Origin of the sequence: Comamonas sp. AG1104, from assembly GCF_003350425.1 — a bacterium.
GTDB lineage: Bacteria > Pseudomonadota > Gammaproteobacteria > Burkholderiales > Burkholderiaceae_C > Comamonas > Comamonas testosteroni.
This window is the reverse complement of the sequence record NZ_QQAS01000007.1, coordinates 25,245-46,330: the sequence shown is the minus strand read 5'-3', so window position 1 is coordinate 46,330 and position 21,086 is coordinate 25,245. Positions and strand designations below refer to the sequence as shown.

Annotated in this window: 20 protein-coding genes; all 20 read left to right on the top strand. The window is 61.1% G+C overall.

Going from position 1 to position 21,086, the window contains the following annotated elements; all coding sequences use genetic code 11:
• The first annotated feature begins 23 nt into the window (after positions 1-23).
• The 20 genes from DFO48_RS19440 (at position 24) to prfH (ending at position 21,020) form a co-directional block, all read left to right on the top strand.
• Positions 24-959, top strand: a complete 936-nt coding sequence (locus DFO48_RS19440) for an amidohydrolase family protein (RefSeq protein WP_003077653.1) — start codon at positions 24-26, stop codon at positions 957-959.
• A 20-nt stretch (positions 960-979) separates the two neighbouring features.
• A complete protein-coding gene (locus DFO48_RS19435; protein WP_003077654.1) occupies positions 980-1,927 on the top strand; it encodes an amidohydrolase family protein in 948 nt (315 codons plus the stop codon).
• Between the two features lie 99 nt (positions 1,928-2,026).
• On the top strand, positions 2,027-3,424 hold the full coding sequence (locus tag DFO48_RS19430; protein ID WP_370449597.1) for a UbiD family decarboxylase: 1,398 nt from the start codon (positions 2,027-2,029) through the stop codon (positions 3,422-3,424).
• A gap of 84 nt (positions 3,425-3,508) precedes the next feature.
• On the top strand, positions 3,509-4,900 hold the full coding sequence (locus tag DFO48_RS19425) for a nucleobase:cation symporter-2 family protein (protein ID WP_034349261.1): 1,392 nt from the start codon (positions 3,509-3,511) through the stop codon (positions 4,898-4,900).
• Position 4,901: 1 nt separating this feature from the next.
• The gene (locus tag DFO48_RS19420) at positions 4,902-6,515 is read left to right on the top strand and encodes an ABC transporter ATP-binding protein (protein WP_114864501.1); all 1,614 of its coding nucleotides are present in this window, start codon (positions 4,902-4,904) and stop codon (positions 6,513-6,515) included.
• Positions 6,516-6,540: 25 nt separating this feature from the next.
• Entirely contained in the window at positions 6,541-7,572 is a 1,032-nt protein-coding gene (locus DFO48_RS19415) for an ABC transporter permease (protein ID WP_199407035.1), read from the top strand.
• Positions 7,573-7,574: 2 nt separating this feature from the next.
• Positions 7,575-8,507, top strand: coding sequence for an ABC transporter permease (locus DFO48_RS19410; RefSeq protein WP_114864499.1), 933 nt, complete (start codon positions 7,575-7,577; stop codon positions 8,505-8,507).
• Positions 8,508-8,556: 49 nt separating this feature from the next.
• Entirely contained in the window at positions 8,557-9,672 is a 1,116-nt protein-coding gene (locus DFO48_RS19405; protein ID WP_114864586.1) for a BMP family ABC transporter substrate-binding protein, read from the top strand.
• 7 nt (positions 9,673-9,679) lie between these two features.
• A complete protein-coding gene (locus DFO48_RS19400; RefSeq protein WP_114864498.1) occupies positions 9,680-11,101 on the top strand; it encodes an amidohydrolase family protein in 1,422 nt (473 codons plus the stop codon).
• 576 nt (positions 11,102-11,677) lie between these two features.
• Complete coding sequence (locus DFO48_RS19395; protein WP_003077671.1) at positions 11,678-11,983, top strand: 2Fe-2S iron-sulfur cluster-binding protein; 306 nt, start codon at positions 11,678-11,680, stop codon at positions 11,981-11,983.
• A 360-nt stretch (positions 11,984-12,343) separates the two neighbouring features.
• Positions 12,344-13,465 (top strand): bifunctional 3,4-dihydroxy-2-butanone-4-phosphate synthase/GTP cyclohydrolase II, encoded by a 1,122-nt coding sequence (gene ribBA, locus DFO48_RS19390; RefSeq protein ID WP_003077673.1) that lies wholly within the window; start codon positions 12,344-12,346, stop codon positions 13,463-13,465.
• 15 nt (positions 13,466-13,480) lie between these two features.
• Complete coding sequence (gene ribH / locus DFO48_RS19385) at positions 13,481-13,954, top strand: 6,7-dimethyl-8-ribityllumazine synthase (protein WP_003063913.1); 474 nt, start codon at positions 13,481-13,483, stop codon at positions 13,952-13,954.
• Positions 13,947-14,483: a transcription antitermination factor NusB gene (gene nusB, locus DFO48_RS19380; protein ID WP_003077675.1), complete on the top strand. Its 537-nt coding sequence runs from the start codon at positions 13,947-13,949 to the stop codon at positions 14,481-14,483. Before ribH ends, nusB begins: the two co-directional genes overlap by 8 nt.
• 206 nt (positions 14,484-14,689) lie before the next feature.
• The gene (locus DFO48_RS19375) at positions 14,690-15,883 is read left to right on the top strand and encodes a pyridoxal phosphate-dependent aminotransferase (protein WP_003077677.1); all 1,194 of its coding nucleotides are present in this window, start codon (positions 14,690-14,692) and stop codon (positions 15,881-15,883) included.
• Between the two features lie 52 nt (positions 15,884-15,935).
• The gene (ybgC, locus tag DFO48_RS19370) at positions 15,936-16,370 is read left to right on the top strand and encodes a tol-pal system-associated acyl-CoA thioesterase (protein ID WP_034349281.1); all 435 of its coding nucleotides are present in this window, start codon (positions 15,936-15,938) and stop codon (positions 16,368-16,370) included.
• A complete protein-coding gene (gene tolQ / locus DFO48_RS19365) occupies positions 16,367-17,071 on the top strand; it encodes a protein TolQ (RefSeq protein ID WP_003077681.1) in 705 nt (234 codons plus the stop codon). Before ybgC ends, tolQ begins: the two co-directional genes overlap by 4 nt.
• Before the next feature lie 144 nt (positions 17,072-17,215).
• Positions 17,216-17,647, top strand: coding sequence for a biopolymer transporter ExbD (locus DFO48_RS19360; RefSeq protein ID WP_003077683.1), 432 nt, complete (start codon positions 17,216-17,218; stop codon positions 17,645-17,647).
• A 76-nt stretch (positions 17,648-17,723) separates the two neighbouring features.
• Positions 17,724-18,896, top strand: coding sequence for a cell envelope integrity protein TolA (tolA, locus tag DFO48_RS19355; RefSeq protein WP_003077684.1), 1,173 nt, complete (start codon positions 17,724-17,726; stop codon positions 18,894-18,896).
• 391 nt (positions 18,897-19,287) lie between these two features.
• Positions 19,288-20,442, top strand: a complete 1,155-nt coding sequence (locus DFO48_RS19350) for an RNA ligase RtcB family protein (RefSeq protein WP_003077686.1) — start codon at positions 19,288-19,290, stop codon at positions 20,440-20,442.
• Entirely contained in the window at positions 20,433-21,020 is a 588-nt protein-coding gene (gene prfH, locus DFO48_RS19345; RefSeq protein ID WP_003077689.1) for a peptide chain release factor H, read from the top strand. Before DFO48_RS19350 ends, prfH begins: the two co-directional genes overlap by 10 nt.
• Positions 21,021-21,086: the final 66 nt, after the last annotated feature.

Below are 21,086 nucleotides of genomic sequence, written 5' to 3'. Positions count from 1 at the left end.
CGTCATCACAGAAGGAGAGACACATGATCATCGACATCAGCTGCTACCCCACCGACCAGGTTGACCTGGCTTGGTGGCACGACGGCAAACCCTATACCGTGGACCGGCTGCTCAAAACCATGGATGGCCCCTACTACGTCAATGGCAAACCCCGCCGTATCGACAAGGCCTTCATTCAGCCGCCCCAGGGCAACACCATCTACACATGGAGCGACGGTGAGAAGTCGGGCCGCGAGTCCATCGACGATTACATGGCTTACACACTCAAATGCGTGCAGGAGCATCCCGACCGCTTCATTGGCTGCTTTGTCTACAACCCTCGCTGCGGCGTCAAGAACGGCGTCGAAGCCATAGAGCGCTATGTCAAGGAGCATGGCTTCAAGATGGTTCAGATGCAGGCCAATATGCATGCCTACCGGCCCGACCGCGCGTTGGACTGGGTGCGCCCGGCTTTCGAAAAATGCGCCGAGCTGGGTGTGCCGGTAAAGCTGCATACGGGCGACGGCCCCTACAGCATCCCCTCCGAATGGATCCCCATGATTCAGGAGTTCCCCAATGTGAACTTCATCATGGCCCACTTCGGCGTGCAGACCGGCGGTGTCTATTGCTTTGAGCCCTTTCAAGCCGCCATGGATCTGCCCAATGTCTATTGCGAATCCGGCTGGTGCCTGCAGTCGCGCATTGTGGAGTTTGCCAAGGTACTGCCCAAGCACAAGATCATTTTTGGCACCGACACCCCACCCAACGAGCCCGGCATGTGGCTGCGCCTGCTGGAAGTGCTGTGTACCAACCCCCCACAGGGCATGAATCTCGACGAGGAAACGTTAGAGGACTACCTGGGCAACAACATCGCCCGAATGATCGGCATCGAACCCACGCCAGCCCCTCGCACCTTTGAAGAGGCTGAGCAGATGCTGGGCCACAAGGCCGAGCGCCAGCCCGTGATCGAACTGTACTAATTCAAGCCCGGAGACACAAAATGATTATCGACACTCACCTGCACCCCACCAATCTGGTGGACGAGGCGTGGCGCCACACAGGTACGCCCTTCAATGGCGAGCGCATGCTCAAGCTCATGGATGGTCCCTACATGATCAACGGCAAGCCGCGCCGCATCGACATGGGCTTCATCCAGCCCCCACCCGGTAATACCGGCTACCGTGATGGCAACCGCCGCGGCCGTGACGGCATCCGTGACTATATGTCTTACATTGCCGAGCTCACTCAGAAGTACCCTGACCGTTTCATCGGCAACTTCACCTACAACCCCCGCTGGGGTCCCGAAAACGGTGCTGCCGAAATCGAGTACCACCATCTGGCCTATGGCTTCAAGATGATCAAGCTGCACGCCAATATGCATGGCTACCGGCCTGATCGCGCGCTGGAATGGCTGCGCCCGGCGATGAAGGTCTGCGCCAAGTACAACATCGTTGTGCTGATCCACACCGGTGACGGCCCGTTCACCATTCCCACGATGTTCTACCCGATCATTCGCGAGTTCCCCATGGTGAACTTCGTGATCGCGCACTTTGGCATTCAGACCGGTGGCAACTATTCGTTCGAGACCTTCTGGATGGCCATGGACACTCCCAATGTCTATGTCGAATCCGGCTGGTGCTTCCAGGCGCGCATTGCCGAGTTTGCCAAGGAACTGCCGCGCAACAAGCTGGTGTTCGGCACGGACAGCCCTCCCAACGAGCCCGGCATGTGGCTTCGCGAGCTGGAAATGCTGTGCCGCCCCGCACCGCACGGAATCGACCTCGACGAGGACACGCTGGAAGACTACCTGGGCAACAACATTGCGCGTCTGGTGGGCATTGAAACCACACCTCCGCCAAAAAGCCAGGAAGACGCAAAGGCCCGTCTGAAAGACACCTACGCAGGCGTCGAAAGAAAAGAAGCCATGACCTTCGCCGCAGCCAAGTAGTGCGGCTCTCGCCCATCGCCTACGGGCGGTGGGCACCCCATACAGAGAAAGTGCCAGCAATCACTGGCTCCCCGTTTCGCTTTGCCGAGGAGGCACTCGATGAATGCCAGAACAACAATGATGGACACCGGTCAGGATTTGCACGACTTCTATGCAGCCTATGCCGACAGCTGGCCGGAGGATGTTCTGTCCATCGACCACCCCGCCGGTCGTGACCAGGATGTCACTGCCATCGTCTGGTCCCTCGCCGCTCAAGGTCTTCACCCCTTGCTACGCTTCAACCAGATTGACGACCTGCAGCGCCCATTAATTACCAATCTGTTTGCCTCACGTGAACGCGTGGGCCGCATGCTGGGCGGAGTGGGCGCAGCAGGCCTACACGCCGAATACCAAGCTCGCAGCAGAAACCTGCTGCAGCCGCAGTTGATTCAGGACGGCAAAGTCCTGCAGCAAATCAAGAGCAGCCAGATCAATCTGCATACCGACATCCCAACCATCAAGCATTTCGCCAGTGATCGCGGCCCCTACATCACCAACTCCATTCTGATTTCCGAGTTCGATGGCATAAGCAATGTGAGCTATCACCGCTCCATGGTTCACTCAGACACGGAGATCGCCACCAGCCTGCACTCGCGCGGTCACCTGTGGCGCATGTTGCGGGCCGCCGAAACCCAAGGCAAACCCCTGCCAGTGGCCATGGTCATCGGTGCACATCCGCTGTTCATGCTGGCCGCGGCTGCACGCCTGCCTTATGGCATCGATGAGCGCCACGTGGCGGGAGGGCTGATCGGTGCTCCGCTGCAAGTCGTCAATACTCCAAAGTACGGCATTTCCGTGCCTGCCCATGCGGAGTTCGTTCTTGAAGGCGTGATTGACCCCAGCATGCGCGCCGAAGAAGGGCCTTTCGGCGAATTCACCGGCTACTCCTCGGACCGATCCACCAACAACGTCTTCAAGGTCGAGGCCCTGATGCAGCGCAGCGATGCCTGGCTGCTCGATGTAGTGGGAGGCAATTCAGCCGAGCACCTGAATCTGGGCCGTATCCCCAGAGAGTCCGAGATGGTGGAAAAGCTCAAGGAGCGCTTTCCCGGCGTCACTGCGGTGCACTACCCCAATTCCGGAACGCACTTCCACGCCTATATCGCGCTCAAGCAATCACGCCCCGGAGAAGCACGCCAGGTCATGCTGGGCCTGCTGGGCTGGGACCCATATCTGAAGACAGTGTTTGCCGTTGACGAGGATGTGGACATCACCCGCGATGAAGAAGTGCTCTGGGCCATGGCAACGCATTTCCAGCCGCACCAAGATCTGTTCATGGTGGACGGACTACCCGGCAGCCCGCTGGACCCGTCCTCTTCCGCCGATGGAACTACCTCACGCCTTGGCATCGATGCCACGCGGGGACCCAAGTTCGACGGCTTGCGGGCACGCATCAGCCCCGAAGCCATGCAGCGTGTTCAACCCTTGATTCTCTCCAGCCTGCGCAACGAAACATGAGACAGCCATAAACCGTCTGGGACACACAGAGCTGAAAAAGCCAGGTGTTTCCAGACCGCTCGAAACCTGTTCAGGAGACAAACCATGACGACGAGCACCACGAACCATAGTCCGCCTGCAGTACATCCAGTCGATGAAAAACTGCCTTTGCCCCAACTAGCAGCACTGGGACTGCAGCATGTGCTGGTTATGTATGCGGGGGCGATTGCCGTTCCCCTCATCATTGGAAGCGCGCTCAAGCTCACCAAGGAAGACACAGCATTCCTGATCGCAGCAGACCTGTTCTGCTGCGGGCTGGTGACTATCATCCAGAGCATGGGCATTGGCAAGGTGGGCATACGCCTGCCCATGATGATGGGAGTGACCTTCACCGCAGTCGCTCCTATTATTGCAGCAGGCAGCACACCAGGGCTAGGTCTTAGAGCGGTTTTTGGCGGAGTCATCATAGCGGGCATATTCACGCTACTAGTTGCTCCTTATGTCAGCCGTCTACTGCGCTGGTTTCCACCCGTGGTCACCGGCTCCGTCGTTCTGATCATTGGCATTTCGCTGATGCGCGTGGGAATCAACTGGGCAGCGGGTGGAAACCCCACCATCCCCGGCCCCAACGGCCCCATCAACAACCCAGCCTATGGCATTCCTTCGCACATAGCCATCTCCGGCATTGTGCTGATGACGATTCTCTTCATCATCGCCTGGTGCAAGGGTTTTCTGTCAAACATTGCCGTCCTGATCGGCATTGCCGTTGGCTTTTTGATCACGCTGGCATCAGGCCAGGTCAACTTCGTGGGCATGCAATCCACACAGTGGGTACGCATCATCACGCCATTTCACTTTGGCATTCCCACCGTTGACGTGATGACCACGGTCACGCTGTGCGTGGTGATGGTTGTCATCATGATCGAGGGCGTGGGTCAGTTCCTGGCCCTTTCAGAAGTGGTGGAGCGTCCGTTGGAGAAAGACGATATCGCCCGCGGCCTCCGCGCCGATGGTGTTGGAGCCATCGTGGGTGGCATCTTCAACACGTTCACATACACCTCCTATGCGCAGAACATCGGACTGGTGCAGGTCACCGGGGTACGCAGCCGCTGGGTCTGCGTAACAGCCGGGGTAATGCTGATCGTGATCAGCAGCTTTCCCAAACTGTCTTTCATCGCCGCATCCATTCCCCAGTATGTTCTGGGCGGCGCAGCCATGGTGATGTTCGGCATGGTGGCAGCCACGGGCGTGCGCATTCTCAGCCATGTGGATTTTGTCGAAAACCGCAAGAACGCCTACATCGTGGCCATCAGCCTGGCCATGGGCATGATTCCTCTCGTCGCGGACCGCTTCTTCATGCGCCTGCCAGACCTGCTGGCCAAATTCTGCCAGAACGGTATTTTGCTGGGCACCTTCACCGCCGTGCTGCTGAACGTTCTGTTTAACGCCAGCGCCAGCCAGGAGCAATCCCTTCACGCTCTAGAAAAGGCGGCCTGATATGCCAAGCCTCATCCCTTCTCAAAGCAAACCCCAGCTGGAGTTGCGAGGCATTCGCAAGGTCTATTCCTCCGTGGTTGCCAATGATGGCATCGACCTGGTCGTGGCACCCGGTGAAATTCAAGCCATCCTTGGCGAAAACGGCGCGGGGAAATCCACGCTGATGAAAATCATCTATGGAGTGACGACTCCAACCGACGGAGAGATCTACTGGCAGAGCGAGCGCGTGCAGATGGGCAGCCCCGGCCTGGCTCGCGCACTGGGCATTGGCATGGTGTTTCAGCATTTTCAGCTGTTCGAGACACTGACCGTCGTGCAGAACGTGGCCCTCGCCTTGCCGGGTCGCCCCGACCTGGCTGACCTGTGTCAGCGCATTCATGCGGTCGGCCAGCGCTATGGCTTGCCCATAGACCCGCTGCGGCTGGTGCACACCCTCTCCGTCGGCGAGCGCCAGCGCGTGGAAATCATCCGCTGCCTGCTTCAAAATCCAAAGCTGCTCATCATGGATGAGCCGACCTCGGTACTCACGCCGCAGGCCGTGCGCAAGCTATTTGAAACCCTGCGCCAGCTGGCCGATGAAGGCTGCAGCATTCTCTACATCAGCCACAAGCTGGATGAAGTTCAAGAGCTTTGCCACAGTGCTACTGTTTTGCGAAGCGGCCGCGTGACGAGCCATTGCATTCCGGCCCAGGAGACACCAGCCTCCATGGCCCGCATGATGATTGGCAAGGAGCTGGTGCCCTGCCAGCGCCCCAAGCCCATGGCAAATACAGCAGACACGGCCAGGCTACAGGTCCATTCTCTGTCCCGCGCTGCCAGCCATCCTTTTGGCACTGCGTTACAGGACATCAGCTTTACCCTCAAGCCCGGTGAAATCCTGGGAATTGCCGGAGTGTCCGGCAACGGCCAGCAGGAGCTGATGTTTGCTCTATCAGGAGAAGACCCGCTTCCGCCGCGCGATGCCGCCATGATTCATCTCAATGGCCAGCCAGTCGCGCACCTGAACAGCGCCAGCCGCCGCACACAAGGCTTGGGCTTTGTTCCGGAGGAACGTCTGGGGCGTGGTGCGGTTCCAGCCATGAGCCTGGCCGAAAACACCTTGCTGACTGCCTATGACCAAGGCCTGCTGCAGCGTGGTCTGATTCGCAGAGATGCGGTGACCCAGCTTGCGCAGAACTGTATCGCGGGCTTTCACGTCAAATGCTCAGGACCGCAAGCGCCTGCCAACTCGCTCTCGGGCGGCAATCTGCAAAAGTTCATCGTGGGAAGGGAGCTGATGCAGAAGCCTCAAGTACTCATCGCGGCCCAGCCCACCTGGGGCGTGGATGTGGGAGCAGCAGCTTTCATTCGCCAGTCGCTGATTGAGCTGAGAAACAGCGGCGCCAGCCTGCTGGTGGTCTCCGAAGAGCTGGACGAGCTATTCGAAATCTGCGACCGCATCGCTGTGATTGCTGATGGCCGCCTATCTCCCGTGGTTGCCATTGACGAGACCGATGTCGAGACCATAGGCCTGTGGATGAGCGGAATGTGGCCTCATGAGAGTGCCCCCCTTCCCCATGCTGTACCGCCCACTCTTCATACAGAAAGAGAGGTCTACCGTGTGGCTCAAGCTTGAAAAACGTCCCGAAGCCTCTCGCTCCATGCGCTGGCTTTCACCACTGCTGGCCGTGCTGCTTACCGTGCTCAGCGGAGCACTGCTTTTTGCCGCGCTGGGTCAAAAACCGCTGCAAGGCATTCATGCCTTCTTCATTCAGCCCATCAGTGACCTGTATGGCCTGAGCGAGCTGCTGCTCAAGGCCACACCGCTCATGCTGATCAGCATGGGGCTGGCCATCGGCTTTCGTGCTGGAGTCTGGAATATCGGCGCAGAAGGTCAGTTCATTCTTGGCGCCGTGTTTGCCACCGGCATTGCGCTGATGGTGGGCGACCGAAGCGCTTTCTGGGCCATGCCCGCGATAGTGCTGGCCGGTGCCTGTGGCGGCGCGCTGTGGGCAGCCATCCCAGCCTGGTTGCGCACACGCTTTGGCACCAATGAGATCCTGGTGTCGCTGATGCTGGTCTATGTTGCCCAGTTGCTGGCATCTTGGCTGATCTATGGCCCATGGAAGGACCCTGACGGCTACAACTTTCCCCAAACCCGCAGCTTTGGCGACAGTGCGCTGTTGCCTGTGCTGATCGAAGGTACACGCCTGCATGCTGGCTTCATTCTGGCGTTGTTTGTACTGCTGGCAGGCTATGTGTTTCTGCAATTGAGCATGCAGGGCTTTCGCATGCAGGTCGGTGGTCAGGCACCTGATGCCGCACGCTATGCCGGTTTTTCGGGAAAGCAGGCCATCTGGGTCGGGCTACTGGCTGGCGGGGCGCTGGCCGGCGTGGCCGGGATGACCGAAGCTTCAGGTCCCATGGGCCAGTTGACGGCGCAAATCTCCGCCGGCTATGGCTTTGCCGCCATCATCGTGGCCTTTGTCGGACGTCTGCACCCCGTAGGTATTCTGGCCAGCAGCCTGATCATGGCCTTGTTCTTTCTGGGCGGCGAGCAAGCCCAGCAGCAACTGAACCTGCCGTCCTCCATCTCCAAGGTTTTCCAGGGAATGCTGCTGTTTTTCCTGCTGGCCTCGGATCTGTTCATTGCTTACCGTCTGCGCTGGCAAGGCGGTCTCCAAAGGACCTGACCATGGATACCTCGCTGATTTCCTCCATCCTGGCGGCCACCTTGGTCGCAGGCACACCACTGATCATCGTCGCACTGGGCGAGCTGATCGTCGAACGCTCTGGTGTGCTCAACCTTGGCGCAGAAGGCATGATGTCCGTGGGCGCGGTTGCTGCTTTTGCAGCTGCCTTTACAGGAGCTGGCCCCTGGACCGCGGCCGCAGTGGGCATGCTCGCAGGTGCAGCGCTGGCGCTCATCTTCGGCTATCTGTGCCTGACCATGCAGGCCAACCAGGTCGCCAGCGGGCTGGCCCTGGCCATCTTCGGAGTGGGTCTGTCGGCCTTTTTGGGCAAGTCCTATGAATCCGCGCCACTGACGGCCGTGCCCGTCCCCACCATTCCCATACTTGGGGACATACCGTTTCTGGGCACCGCATTGTTTCACCAGCACTGGCTAGTCTACGGTTCGTGGGTACTGGTAGCCGCAACCGCCTGGTTTCTGGATCGCAGCCGTGGAGGTCTGGTGCTGCGCGCCGTCGGAGAATCACCCACCGCAGCCCACGCCATTGGCTACCCGGTGATCGCCATCCGCTACATGGCAGTGCTCTATGGCGGAGCCATGGCCGGTCTGGGCGGAGCGTTTCTGTCCGTGTTCTACACGCCACTGTGGGCGGACGGCATGGTCGCAGGCCGGGGCTGGATTGCGCTGGCACTGGTGGTTTTTGCCACCTGGCGCCCCCTGCGCATTCTGGTCGGCGCCTATCTGTTCGGCGGCGTGCTGGTCTCCCAGCTGTTTGTCCAAGGCTCAGGCCTGACGCTGGAGCTCCCTTCGCAATGGCTGTCCGCACTGCCCTATATCGCCACCATCGTCGTGTTGGTGCTGATATCGCGCAACAAGACCACGATCAAGCTGAACTCTCCCGCCTCGCTGGGACAGAGCTACAAGCCGGAAAGTTGAAGTTTCAAAGCATCGCGTTCCCTACGACTAAAACCAAGGAGGCATGACCATGAACAGCAACAACGTGCGCTACACGCACCGATCGACCGCATTTCCCTGTCTTGCGGCATGCAGCGCAGCGTCGCTCTTTATGCTGGGCCTGAGCAGCGCCTCTGCCGCCGAGCCACTCAAAGTCTGTTTTCTCTATTCCAACCCGATTGGAGAAAGCGGCTGGACCTATCAGCATGAGCTGGCGCGCAAGGAACTGGTCGCTGCCCTCGGCGACAAAATCAGCACCAAATACGTAGAAAACATAGCAGAAGGCCCAGACGCAGAGCGCGTTGTACGCAATTTTGTGAAAGACGGCTGCAAACTGATCTTCACGCCCTCCTTTGGCTTCATGGAGCCCACGCTCAAGGTGGCGCGCACCGCTCCCAAAATCATCTTCATGAACGGCACCGGCTACAAGACAGCAACCAATGTCGGCACCTACAACGCCCGCTGGTATGAGGGCCGTTATCTGGAAGGTGTGATCGCCGGTCATATGACCAAGAACAATGTGGTCGGCTATGTGGGCGCCTTCCCTATCCCCGAGGTGCTGCAAGGCGTGAACGCTTTCGCACTGGGCATGAAAAGCGCCAATCCCAAAGCTCAGTTGCGCCTGATCTGGGTAAATTCCTGGTATGACCCGGGCAAGGAGCGCGATGCCGCCAATGCCCTCATCAAGCTGGGCGCAGACACCCTTGCCTATGCCACCTCGGGCGTTTCCATCGTCACCACAGGCGAAGAGAAAAAGGTCTACACCCTGGGCTACTACTCGAACATGTCCAAGTTCGGCCCCACGACCAACCTCACCTCTATTACCCAAAACTGGGGCAACTTCTACATCAAGGTCGTCAACGAAGTACTGGCGGATAAATGGAAGCCCGAAAGCGTCATGGGCAGCCTCAGTGACGGCATCATCAAGCTGGCACCGCTGAACTCAGCCATTCCTGCCGAGGTGCGCAACCAGGTTGAAACCCTCACCAAGGAAATTGCTTCAGGTCAGCGCCAGATTTTCACCGGCCCTTTGGTCGATCAGCAGGGCACGACACGCGTTCCAGCGGGCCAGCATATCTCGCCCGATGATCTGGCCACCATGAACTATCTGGTCCAAGGCGTGGACGGCCTGATGCCCAAGAACTGAGAGCCCCATGAAAAATAACATTCTGATCCGCAATGCGGCAGCCATCATGACGGGGCTGCCGGGAAGCAAGGCCAGAAGCTCCGCCCGCGACATCCGCATAGAGAGCGGCGTCATCACCGAGATGGGCAACGGGCTACCGCCCCTGCCCGACGAGGAGCAGCTCGATGCTAGCAACTGCGTCATCTACCCCGGCTGGGTCAATACCCACCACCACCTGTTCCAGTCTTTACTCAAAGGTGTGCCTGCGGGCATCAATCTGACGCTGAGCCCGTGGCTGCAGGCTGTGCCCTTCAGCTACCGGCGCAGCTTTGATGAAAAGCGTTTGCGCATAGCCGTGCGCATTGGCCTGGTGGAGCTGCTGCGCTCAGGCTGCACCACCGTAGCCGACCATCATTACCTGTTCCAGCCCGGACAGGACTTTGATGCTGCTGCCATTCTTTTCGAGGAAGCCCACGCGCTGGGCATGCGCTTCATGTTGCTGCGCGGCGGTGCCACCGTCACCCGCAAGCTGGAGGCCGATGAAAAGCTGTTACAGGCCACCGAAACACTGGATCAGATGCTGAGCTCGGTACAAGCCACGGCCAAGTATTTCCACCAGACCACCCCCATGGCCATGAGCAAAGTGGCCATGGCACCCACCTCTGTCCATGTCTCGCTGCCAAAACAGGAGCTCAAGGAAGTGGCCAGAGCCGCGCGTTCCATGGGCTTGCGACTGCACAGCCATATGTCGGAGTCCGTGGCCTATATCGAGCATTGCCGTGAAAAATTCGGTTGTCTACCCATTGAATATCTTGCCCGCAATGAGTGGCTGGGGCCCGATGTATGGCTGGCCCACCTGGTACACCTAAGCCCCGAGGAAATCAGGATGCTGGGAGAAAGCCGTACCGGCATTGCCCACTGCCCCCAAAGCAATGCCCGCCTAGCCGACGGAATCGCGCCCGCACCTGCGCTGGCCAAAATGGGCTCCCCCGTTACGATGGGCGTCGATGGCGCGGCCTCCAACGAAGCCGCAGACATGATCAGCGAGCTGCATTTTGCGTGGATGCTACACCGCGCCCAAGCTGGCGCGCTTTCCCGCGCCAGACCCGAAGGGCTAGGCGAAGAAGGCGGCGACGCCACCACCGTGGAGCAAATCATCCACTGGGCCAGTCAGAGCGGCGCGCAGATGCTCGGCTTTGAAGGTGTCGGCCATCTATCAGCGGGTATGGCTGCTGATCTGGCCGTATATGCACTCGATGACCCCCGATATTTTGGGCTGCACGACCCTGCAATCGGCCCCATCGCCAGCGGCGGGCGCCCCCACCTCAAGTGGGTGCTGTGTGCTGGCAAGGTCATCCTCGAAGATGACTTACCAACAGGCCTTGATCTGGAGCGACTCGGGATACAGGCCAGGGCGGAAGTCCAAGCATTGCTGGTACTGCAGAACTGAGCCAAGTTCCTGCTGGCGTGGTGGTGGCGCTCCTATGAAGAGCCGCAGCAGAAGCGCCCGTTGAAGCACTCTGCTTTTAGGGGGTACGGAGATTCGAGAAAGAATCACGTACCCAAAAGAAAAAGCGCTCCAACAAAGCAATTTTCATAGCATCGAAGCACACTGAAGGAATGTGCTTCACGTGAATTTCATCGACCAAAATCATCCAAACAAGCTTGGGTCTACGACTTTCATTACCCGAAATACAAGCGCCAGGCTTTTCCCCAATTTTTCTCAACAAGCCTGTGGACAAGCCTGAATAGCTTTTGCAGCAATGCTTCAAGCATTTGATTTTTCAGGGATTTTTCAAACTGCCTGTTTTTTGATCAGATCATCTCCGACAGACAGCCACTTATCCCGTCCTACGCTGGACATCCTTGTGAACAACTGCACCAGCCCCATGAATAAGTCGGGCAAGTCCTTGATTTAAAACGACTCATTTCCAGGCGCTGAAAAAACAGGCAACCCGCACCGGACCCACGGCCTTGGCAAACCGGCTACAACAACGGGTTTTGCAAAGAATCTCCACAGCGCCTCATGTCCAACGACTCCGCATTTGCCCCTCCCTTCTTCATCGCCAAGTGCGAGCCCAGCGGCCAGCAGGTCGATGCCTGGGCCGACCAGTCGCTGCTGGACTCGCTGGAGAGCGGCGGCGTGAACTGGCCCAGCTCCTGCCGCAACGGCACCTGCCGCACCTGCATGGGACAGCTGGTATCGGGCAGCGTGCACTACGACATCGAGTGGCCGGGCGTGACGAGCGAGGAACAGGCCGAAGGCTATGTGCTGCCCTGCTGCGCCTATCCCGACAGCGATGTGGTGCTCAAGGATCACGAGTATTTGTAAGCCCCTCTGAGCGGCCTTGCCGCTTGCCCCAAGGGGGACGGCATCATGGCTGGAGCGGGCCATGCGGCGGGGCGGCTCTTGCTCGATGCCATGCCTTGGAGCTGCGTCCAGTTCTTGCACTGCATCATGGTTTCAGGGTCGGCTCGCGCGCTCAAAGCTCGCTCTGCAATAGAATGAGCGCTTTCCGCAAGGCCCTGTCCTGCAGAAAGCGGCTCCGCCCAGGCGGCTTCCCGCCTCACACGTTCTTTGGAAGTCCTGCCTGCGCCCGTGGCGGCGTCGGCAATGCCTCACTGGTGCGTGTCATGCGCCAGCCGCCGACTGCAGTGCATCGCATCCAGTTCACGTCCAAGAAGGCATTCCATGAACAGCTCCCTCCAACCCGTGCCCATCTCGCCCGTCGAAGAAATCGTGGCGGAAATGCGTGCCGGCCGCATGGTCGTTCTCGTTGACGAAGAGGACCGCGAGAACGAAGGCGATCTGGTTCTGGCGTCCGACCATGTCACAGCGGAGGCCATCAACTTCATGGCCCGCTTCGGCCGTGGCCTGATCTGCCTGACGCTGACCCGCGAGCGCTGCGAATTCCTCAAGCTGCCGCCCATGGCCGCGCGCAACGGCACCGTGTACAGCACGGCCTTCACGATCTCCATCGAAGCCGCCGAAGGCGTGACCACCGGCATCTCGGCCGCCGACCGCGCGCGCACCATCCAGGTGGCCGTGAACAAGAACAGCCAGCCCAGCGACCTGGTGCAACCCGGCCATATCTTCCCGCTGCAGGCCGTGGACGGCGGCGTGCTCATGCGCGCCGGCCATACCGAGGCTGGTTGCGACCTGGCCGCGCTGGCAGGCTGCACGCCCTCGGCCGTGATCTGCGAGATCATGAAGGACGACGGCACCATGGCCCGCCTGCCCGATCTGCAGCTGTTCTGCGCCGAGCATGGCATCAAGATCGGCACGATTGCCGACCTCATCGAATACCGCAGCCGCAACGAATCGCTGCTGCAGAAAGTGGGCAGCCGTCCCATGCAGACGGCCCATGGCGAATTCATCGCCCACGCCTTCCGCGACGTGCCCAGTGGCTCCGTGCACCTGGCACTGGTCAAGGGCGAATGGCAGCCCGACACCACCGTGCCCGTGCGCGTGCACGAGCCGCTGTCGGTGCTCGATGCGCTTGAAATCGGCCGCAACCAGCATTCCTGGTGCCTGGACGAGAGCCTCAAGTACATCAACGGCAATGGCCAGGGCGTGGCCGTGCTGCTCAACTGCAGCGAGTCCGGCGAGCAGCTGCTGACCCAGTTCGAAGGCAAGGCCCGTTCGGCCCAGGCACCCGAGCGCGGCCGCATGGACCTGCGCACCTATGGCGTGGGCGCTCAAATCCTGCGCGAGCTGGGCGTGAGCAAGATGCACCTCATGGGCCAGCCCCGCCGCATGCCCAGCATGGCAGGCTACGGCCTGGAAATCACGGGTTACATCCCCAAAGAATAAGAGACGGAACACCAGATGCAAAACGCAGAAAAAGGCCAAGGCCAGAACCTCAACGGCGCCGAGCTGAAGATCGGCATCGTGCAGGCACGCTTCAACGAAAGCATTACCAACACCCTGTTTGCCTCCTGCCGCGACGAGCTGCTGGCACTGGGTGTGAAGAGCGAGAACATCGACCATGTCACAGTCCCCGGCGCACTCGAAGTGCCCGTGGCGCTTCAGACACTGGCCGACACCGATCAGTACGACGCCCTGGTGGCGCTGGGCTGCATCATCCGTGGGGAGACATACCACTTCGAGCTGGTAGCCAACGAATCGGGCGCAGGCGTGACACGCCTGTCCCTGGACTACCGACTGCCGATCGCCAACGCGATCATCACCACTGAAAACATGGAGCAAGCCATTGCCCGCCAGGTAGACAAGGGCCGCGACGCAGCCCAGGTCGCCGTGGAAATGGCCAATCTGCTCAACTCCTACGACGATCATGAGTGAAGAACAATCCAGCGAGTCCGGCTCGCGCCGCCCTCCCCAAAAGCGCACCGGCCTGACCAGCACCGGCGCACGCAAGGCGGGCTCCAAGTCCAACCGCAGCCGCGCACGCGAATTCGCACTGCAAGGTCTGTATCAGCACATCGTGGGCCGCAATGCGGTGCTTGACATCGACCGCTTCACGCGCGATCTGGCCGGCTTTCACAAGGCCGACGTGGTGCACTACGACGCACTGCTGCGCGGCTGCGTGGAAAACGAGGCAGCACTGGATGCACTGATCACGCCCAAGCTCGATCGCGGCCTGACCGAGATCTCGCCCATCGAACATGCCTGCATGTGGATTGGCGTATATGAATTCCAGAACTGCCCCGACGTGCCCTGGCGCGTGGTGCTCAACGAGTGCATCGAGCTGGCCAAGGAATTCGGCGGCACCGACGGTCACAAGTATGTCAACGCCGTGCTCAACGGACTGGCTCCCGAGATGCGCGCCACCGAAGTGGCGCATGACCGCGCGAGCAAGTCTGCCAGCTGAACCGTTTGAGCTGCAGCGCCGTGCCTGCGCGGCCCTGCTGGCGCCACATGCATAGTCAATGCAAATACTGCAACAGGGCCGCAGGTGCTATCGTGCACCGGCTGGCTGGTTGCAGTTTTTTTATGGGCGCAAAGCTGCTGCACCACTTGCTGCGCAGTTGCCCGACTGCTCCCGAACGCTGATTGATTGAAAGAATAACGTCGTCCATGTCCGCCATCGAGCTTTCCCGCCGCGCCCAGCGCATCGAGCCGTTCTACGTCATGGAAATGGCCAAGCACGCGCAGGAAGTGGCCCGCCAATCCAGCGCCAGCGGCACGCCCATGATCTATCTGAACATTGGCGAGCCGGACTTCAGCGCCCCGCCTCTGGTGCAGCAAGCCGCTGAACGCGCCATCCGCGGCGGTCGCACCCAGTACACCCAGGCACCTGGCCTGCCCGAGCTGCGCGAGCGCATCAGCGCCTGGTACGCCAGCCGCTTCGGCGTGGACGTGCCGGCGCGCCGCATCATCATCACGGCCGGCGCCTCGGCTGCACTGCAGCTGGCCTGCCTGGCACTGATCGACGAGGGCGACGAGGTGCTGATGCCCGACCCCAGCTACCCCTGCAACCGCCACTTTGTCTCAGCAGCCGAGGGCAAGCCGGTGCTGATCCCCTCCTCGGCGGCGGAGCGCTTTCAGCTCAGCGCAGCCAAGGTCGAAGCGGCCTGGGGTGAGCGCACGCGCGGCGTGATGCTGGCCTCGCCGTCCAACCCCACGGGCACCTCGATTGCGCCCGATGAGCTGCGCCGCATCCACGAAGTCGTGCGCGCCAAAGGCGGGTTGACCATCGTCGACGAAATCTATCTGGGCCTGTCCTACGACGAAGCCTTCGGCCAATCGGCCCTGACTCTTGGCGACGACATCATCTCCATCAACAGCTTCAGCAAATACTTCAACATGACGGGCTGGCGCCTGGGCTGGATGGTGGTGCCCGAATCGCTGGTCGCGCCCATCGAGATGCTGGCCCAGCATCTGTTCATCTGCGCCAGCACTGTGTCGCAATATGCGGCCCTGGCCTGCTTCGAGCCTGAAAGCATTGCCGAATACGAACGCCGCCGCGCCGAGTTCAAGGCCCGCCGCGACTACTTCATCCCGGCTCTCGAATCGATCGGCATGCCCGTGCCCGTCAAGCCCGACGGCGCCTTCTACGCCTGGGCCGACTGCCGCGCCGCTGCCGAAAAGCTCGGCGTCAAGGGCAGCTGGGACTTTGCCTATGCGCTGATGAACCAGGCTCACCTGGCCATCACCCCCGGCCGCGACTTCGGTCAGGCCGAGACGGCAAACTATGTGCGCTTTTCCACCGCCAACTCCATGGAGCAGTTGCAGGAAGCGATTGCTCGCATGAAAAAGCTCTTGTGCTGAATCCGTGATGATGCAGAGCCAACCAGCGCCATTGCCTGACGGGACCGATGCCATGCAAGCCGCCGCAGCCGGGGTGTTCACATTCCCGATGCGCGTTTACTGGGAAGACACCGATGCCGGCGGCGTCGTGTTCTATGCCAACTACCTGAAGTTCTTCGAGCGTGCCCGCACCGAGTGGTTGCGCTCGCTGGGCATCGCCCAGCAAAAGCTGCGGGAACAAACCGGCGGCATCTTTGTCGTAACGTCTGCGCAGCTTGAATATCTGCACCCGGCGCGACTCGATGACCAACTCTTTGTTACCGCTAGCTTGAAAAGTGCCGGCCGCGCTTCGCTCACAATCGAGCAGCAGGCGCTGCTGGTCCATTCCAACAGTCAAGCCCAAGAGCCCACGCCACTGTGCACGGGCTCCATCCGAATTGGGTGGGTGGATGGCACGACCATGCGCCCCGCGAGAATTCCGAACCATATCCTGGAGCAACTTTCATGAACTCCCAAGACATGTCCATCCTCAGCCTCATCATGCAGGCCAGCTGGGTGGTGCAACTGGTCATGCTGATCCTGGTGATCGCATCCATAGCGAGCTGGGCCACCATTTTTCGCAAGGCCCAGACCTTGAAGCGCGTGCGCTCGCTCAACGACAACTTCGAGCAGGACTTCTGGTCGGGCACCAGTCTCAACGACCTCTACGCCTCTGCCGCGCAGAACGCCAAGACCGGCGGCCCCATGGAGCGCATCTTTGCCAGCGGCATGCGTGAATACCAGAAGCTGCGCGAGCGCCGCATCGGCGATGTCGCCACGCTGATGGACGGCACACGCCGAGCCATGCGCGCGAGCTTTCAGCGCGAACTCGACGAGATCGAATCCGGCCTGTCCTTCCTGGGCACGGTGGCCTCGGTCTCGCCCTACGTCGGCCTGTTCGGCACCGTATGGGGCGTGATGCACGCCTTCACCGGCTTTGCCAACATGGAGCAGATCACGCTGGCCACCGTGGCCCCCGGCATTGCCGAGGCGCTGGTGGCCACCGCCATGGGTCTGTTTGCGGCCATCCCCGCCGTGACGGCCTATAACCGCTACGCCCACCACATCGACCGCATCGCCAGCCAGGAAGAAACCTTCATCGAAGAGTTCTCCAATATCTTGCAGCGCAATGTCGGCTCCACCGCCAGCGGCTCTGCCTCCGGCCATTGAGATGAAACTGTTCCCGAGTCGCTTCAGGCCTCTGGCCTTGACAGGGCACAAGGCCTGCGGGCCTTTGCACTGCGCCTCTGGATTGAAACTTGCACAAGCAGGACGGCTGCGCGCCAAGCAGCCTATTTGTAAGGAGTGTGATCCATGCCAGCCATGAGTTCACGCGGTCGCAATCGCCGCACCGTCAACGAAATCAATATGGTGCCCTTCATCGACGTGATGCTGGTGCTGCTCATCATCTTCATGGTGACGGCCCCCATGCTCACGCCCGGCTCCATCAACGTGCCCAGCGCAGGCAAGTCCTCGCGCCCGCCGACCAAGAACATTGCCTATGTATTGCTCGACAAGGACGGCAGCATCCAGTTCAAGAACGGCAGCAATACCCAGACCATCAAGCCTGGCGACCTCATGGGCCTGGCCCAGTCCTGGCAGCAAGGCCAGGGCGAGGACAGCGCCATCCAGATCATCGCCGACAAGGGTCTGCCCTTCGATGACGTCATGAAGGCGCATACCACGCTGTCCAAGGCTGGCGTCAAGCGCATAGCCTTCGGCGTTGTTTCCTCTTCCAGCAATTGACCCATACATGAAGCTCTGCCGCCAGCCGCGACTTTGATGCTTTGAAGCCGTAGCCCGCACAGACCACCAATTCACCATGCCTAACCAGCAAGATCGCGATCAGTTTGCCCCGCCCCGCCCCAAAGGCCGGGCGCGCTCATGGTCGCTCGCCCTGGCCGCGCACGGGTTGCTGATCGCGGCCCTGCTGTGGACGGTGCGCCCCCCCAAGGAAGCCGACGAAGCCATGGTCGAAGCCGAGGTCTGGAGCAGCTCTGCCCCGGCTTCCGCAGCCGCCGTGACACCGCCGCCTCCCGCTCCGGAGCCCACGCCGGAGCCTGCCCCGGCTCCCGAGCCGCCACCTCCTCCGCCGGAGCCCGTGGTGGCACCGCTGCCTCCTCCTGCGCCGGCCCCCAAGGCTCAGGCCCATGACGACGATCATGAGGCCGAGATTGCCCTGGCCAAAAAGAAAAAGCAGGAGCAGTTGAAGAAGGAAAAGGCCGAGCAGGAAGCCCGCGAACAGCGGGAAAAGGAGCGCAAGGAAAAAGCCGAGAAGGACAAGGCCGAAAAGGAAAAGGCCGAAAAGGCGCAGCTGGAAAAGCAAAAGGCCGAGAAGGCTGAAAAAGCGGAAAAGGAACGCAAGGAAAAGCTCGAGCACGAGAAAAAGGAAAAGGCCGAGAAGGCGGCCAAGGACAAGGCCGAAAAGGAAAAAGCGGAAAAGGCTGAGAAAGAGAAAGCCGAGAAAGCAGCCAAGGACAAGGCTGCCAGGGAAAAAGCCGAGAAGGACAAGGCTGAAAAGGAAAAAGCGGCCAAGGAAGCCAAGGAGAAGGCAGCCAAGGACGCCAGGGATGCCAAGGCAGCCGATGATCGCCGCAAGGCCGAGCTGGCACGCCTGCAAGGGCTGGCCGGCGGCTCCGGCAATGCTGGTGGCAGCGGTGGCAGCGATCACAGCGGCGCTGGCGGCAGTCGCACCGGCGGTGCGGGCAGCAGTGCCAGCGGCGGCCCATCGGCCGGCTACGGTGCCAAGGTGGCCGCACGCGTCAAGCCCAACATCGTCTACCCCGATGCGGTCAGCGGCAATCCGCGTGCCGAGGTTCGCGTGCGCACGGCACCGGACGGCACCATCACCAGTGCCACGATCTCCAAGTCCAGCGGCAACGCGGCCTGGGATGAGGCCGTGGTCCGCGCCCTGCACAAGACCGACAAGCTGCCGCGCGATATCGACGGCAAGGTGCCCTCCGATCTGGTCATCGGCTTCAGACCCCAGGACTGACGCAGGCCATGCCCGCGCTTCCCTCCAAGCCCCGCAGGCATGGCCTGCGGGGCTTTTTCATATCTGTGGCCAATACACAACGCACCGAGCTGCACGGCTTGCGCCGCCGCCCGCCAGTCCATAGCATGCCTTTCTTTGCCGCACTCCATGCAGGATTGCGCGCCTCACCCACTCACGCAAAGGAGAGAGCCATGTCCCAGACGACAAATCCCTTTGCAGTCGTGCGCGCCTAAAGCCTTCTAGCGCTTCCCGCCACGCTGCAGACCCTGGCCGGCCCATGGAATGACATGGAGTCAGGCTTTGCGCTGCGCGTGAATTTCCGGATGCCTCTTGGCCGAGCATGTCGCGACTGCCCCATCGCTGATTTCATGCATTCGACCAAGGGCCATTCATGGGCAATTCTTTTTCGGACACCTATATCAAGGTGTTCGCCAACCGCAGCGTCTGGATCGAGGACGCTGCCATCCAGCAACTTCACACCACAGCCGCCAATCTGGACGGCATCCGCGCCGCCGTGGGTCTGCCCGACCTGCATCCGGGCCGGGGCTATCCCGTAGGCGCGGCCTTCTTTTCGACAGGACGCTTCTACCCGGCCCTGGTCGGTGGCGACATAGGCTGCGGCATGTCGCTCCACGCCACCGATCTCGCCGTGCACAAGACCTCGGCCGCCAAGCTTGAAAAAGCCGTGGGCAATATCGACGGCCCTCTGCCTCAGGAACTGCTGGAGACAGTGGACATGGAGCACCTGCAACAGATCGCGCAGACCAGCGGCGTCGCCGATCTGGCCTATCTGCTGCAGAGTCTGGGCACCATCGGAGGCGGCAACCACTTTGCCGAACTGCAGCAGATCGAGACCCTCTACGAGGAAGGCGCGCTCGACAAAAAGCGCGTGCACCTCATGGTGCACAGCGGCTCGCGGGGCCTTGGCGGCTCCATACTGCGCGAGCATGTGCAGCGCTTCAGCCACGACGGTCTGGCCGCCGGCAGCGAAGCCGCAAGGCAATACCTGCTGCAGCACGATGCCGCCATCGACTATGCGCAGCTCAACCGCCGCAGCATCGCCCAGCGCCTGCTGCGCGCGATCCGCACCCAGGCAGAAGCCGTGCTAGACATCACGCACAACCATGTGCTGCCCCACCACTGGCAGGGCCAGGACGGCTTTCTGCACCGCAAGGGCGCCACGCCGGCAGACCGGGGTCTGGTCGTCATTCCGGGCTCGCGCGGCGACTACAGCTATCTGGTGCGGCCCGTCACCGGCCGGCACGAGGCCCTCGATTCGCTGGCTCACGGCGCCGGCCGCAAATGGGCGCGCACGGACTGCATGGGCCGGCTGCGGCCCCGCTTCACGCTGGACGAGCTGCTGCGCACGCGCTTCGGCAGCGCCGTGGTCTGCGCCGACCGCGAGCTGGTCTACGAGGAGGCTCCCCAGGCCTACAAGGATGTGGACTCCGTGGTCGCCTGCCTGCAGGAGGCCGGCCTGGTGGAGCTGGTCGCGCGCCTCAAACCCCTGCTGACCTACAAGAAAGGAGCCATGCAATGCTGCTGATGCAACTGAGCTCCGCCCACGGCCCCGCCGAGTGTGAATACGCGCTGCGGCTGACTCTGCGCAAGCTGCTGCAGGCCTGCGCTGCCGAGGATCTCGCGGTCGAGGTGCTGGAGGAGTCCTGTACCCCGGCCGGCTACAGGTCGGTGCTGCTGCGCTGCGAGCGCGAGACGCCGGCCCTGCGTGAATGGCTGGGCACCATCCAGTGGATCTTCGCCAGCCCCTTTCGGCCCCGGCATCCGCGCAAGAACTGGTTCGTCGCCGTTCAGCGCTGCGAGCCGCCGCGCCAGCTGGCCATGGACGGCGAGATCCAGTTCCAGTCCTGCAAGGCTTCAGGCAAGGGCGGCCAGCATGTCAACACCACGGACTCGGCCGTCCATGCCCTGCATGTGCCCAGCGGTATTGCTGTCAAGGTCATGAGCGAACGCAGCCAGCATGCCAACAAGCGGCTGGCACGCGAGCTGCTGGCCATCAAGCTGGCGCAGCACAATGCGCGCAGCCAGGGGCAGGCTCAGCGCCTGCGCAGCCAGCAGCACTGGGAAGTCGAGCGCGGTCAGGCCGTCAAGGTCTTCCGCCTGTAACCGTCCCGTGACGACATTGCCGTCCCTCCTCCCGAGCGCAGGGATGGCGGCAATGTCGCAGCGGCC

Excerpts from the sequence above, each read along its gene's own strand:
- DFO48_RS19420 (WP_114864501.1), top strand. The coding sequence starts at position 4,902 with ATGCCAAGCCTCATCCCTTCTCAAAGCAAACCCCAGCTGGAGTTGCGA.
- DFO48_RS19350 (WP_003077686.1), top strand. The coding sequence starts at position 19,288 with ATGGGCAATTCTTTTTCGGACACCTATATCAAGGTGTTCGCCAACCGC.
- ybgC (WP_034349281.1), top strand. The coding sequence starts at position 15,936 with ATGCAAGCCGCCGCAGCCGGGGTGTTCACATTCCCGATGCGCGTTTAC.
- DFO48_RS19400 (WP_114864498.1), top strand. The coding sequence starts at position 9,680 with ATGAAAAATAACATTCTGATCCGCAATGCGGCAGCCATCATGACGGGG.
- DFO48_RS19405 (WP_114864586.1), top strand. The coding sequence starts at position 8,557 with ATGAACAGCAACAACGTGCGCTACACGCACCGATCGACCGCATTTCCC.
- prfH (WP_003077689.1), top strand. The coding sequence starts at position 20,433 with ATGCTGCTGATGCAACTGAGCTCCGCCCACGGCCCCGCCGAGTGTGAA.
- DFO48_RS19430 (WP_370449597.1), top strand. The coding sequence starts at position 2,027 with ATGAATGCCAGAACAACAATGATGGACACCGGTCAGGATTTGCACGAC.
- DFO48_RS19440 (WP_003077653.1), top strand. The coding sequence starts at position 24 with ATGATCATCGACATCAGCTGCTACCCCACCGACCAGGTTGACCTGGCT.
- DFO48_RS19360 (WP_003077683.1), top strand. The coding sequence starts at position 17,216 with ATGCCAGCCATGAGTTCACGCGGTCGCAATCGCCGCACCGTCAACGAA.
- tolQ (WP_003077681.1), top strand. The coding sequence starts at position 16,367 with ATGAACTCCCAAGACATGTCCATCCTCAGCCTCATCATGCAGGCCAGC.
- DFO48_RS19395 (WP_003077671.1), top strand. The coding sequence starts at position 11,678 with ATGTCCAACGACTCCGCATTTGCCCCTCCCTTCTTCATCGCCAAGTGC.
- tolA (WP_003077684.1), top strand. The coding sequence starts at position 17,724 with ATGCCTAACCAGCAAGATCGCGATCAGTTTGCCCCGCCCCGCCCCAAA.
- DFO48_RS19375 (WP_003077677.1), top strand. The coding sequence starts at position 14,690 with ATGTCCGCCATCGAGCTTTCCCGCCGCGCCCAGCGCATCGAGCCGTTC.
- DFO48_RS19415 (WP_199407035.1), top strand. The coding sequence starts at position 6,541 with ATGCGCTGGCTTTCACCACTGCTGGCCGTGCTGCTTACCGTGCTCAGC.
- ribH (WP_003063913.1), top strand. The coding sequence starts at position 13,481 with ATGCAAAACGCAGAAAAAGGCCAAGGCCAGAACCTCAACGGCGCCGAG.
- ribBA (WP_003077673.1), top strand. The coding sequence starts at position 12,344 with ATGAACAGCTCCCTCCAACCCGTGCCCATCTCGCCCGTCGAAGAAATC.
- nusB (WP_003077675.1), top strand. The coding sequence starts at position 13,947 with ATGAGTGAAGAACAATCCAGCGAGTCCGGCTCGCGCCGCCCTCCCCAA.
- DFO48_RS19410 (WP_114864499.1), top strand. The coding sequence starts at position 7,575 with ATGGATACCTCGCTGATTTCCTCCATCCTGGCGGCCACCTTGGTCGCA.
- DFO48_RS19425 (WP_034349261.1), top strand. The coding sequence starts at position 3,509 with ATGACGACGAGCACCACGAACCATAGTCCGCCTGCAGTACATCCAGTC.
- DFO48_RS19435 (WP_003077654.1), top strand. The coding sequence starts at position 980 with ATGATTATCGACACTCACCTGCACCCCACCAATCTGGTGGACGAGGCG.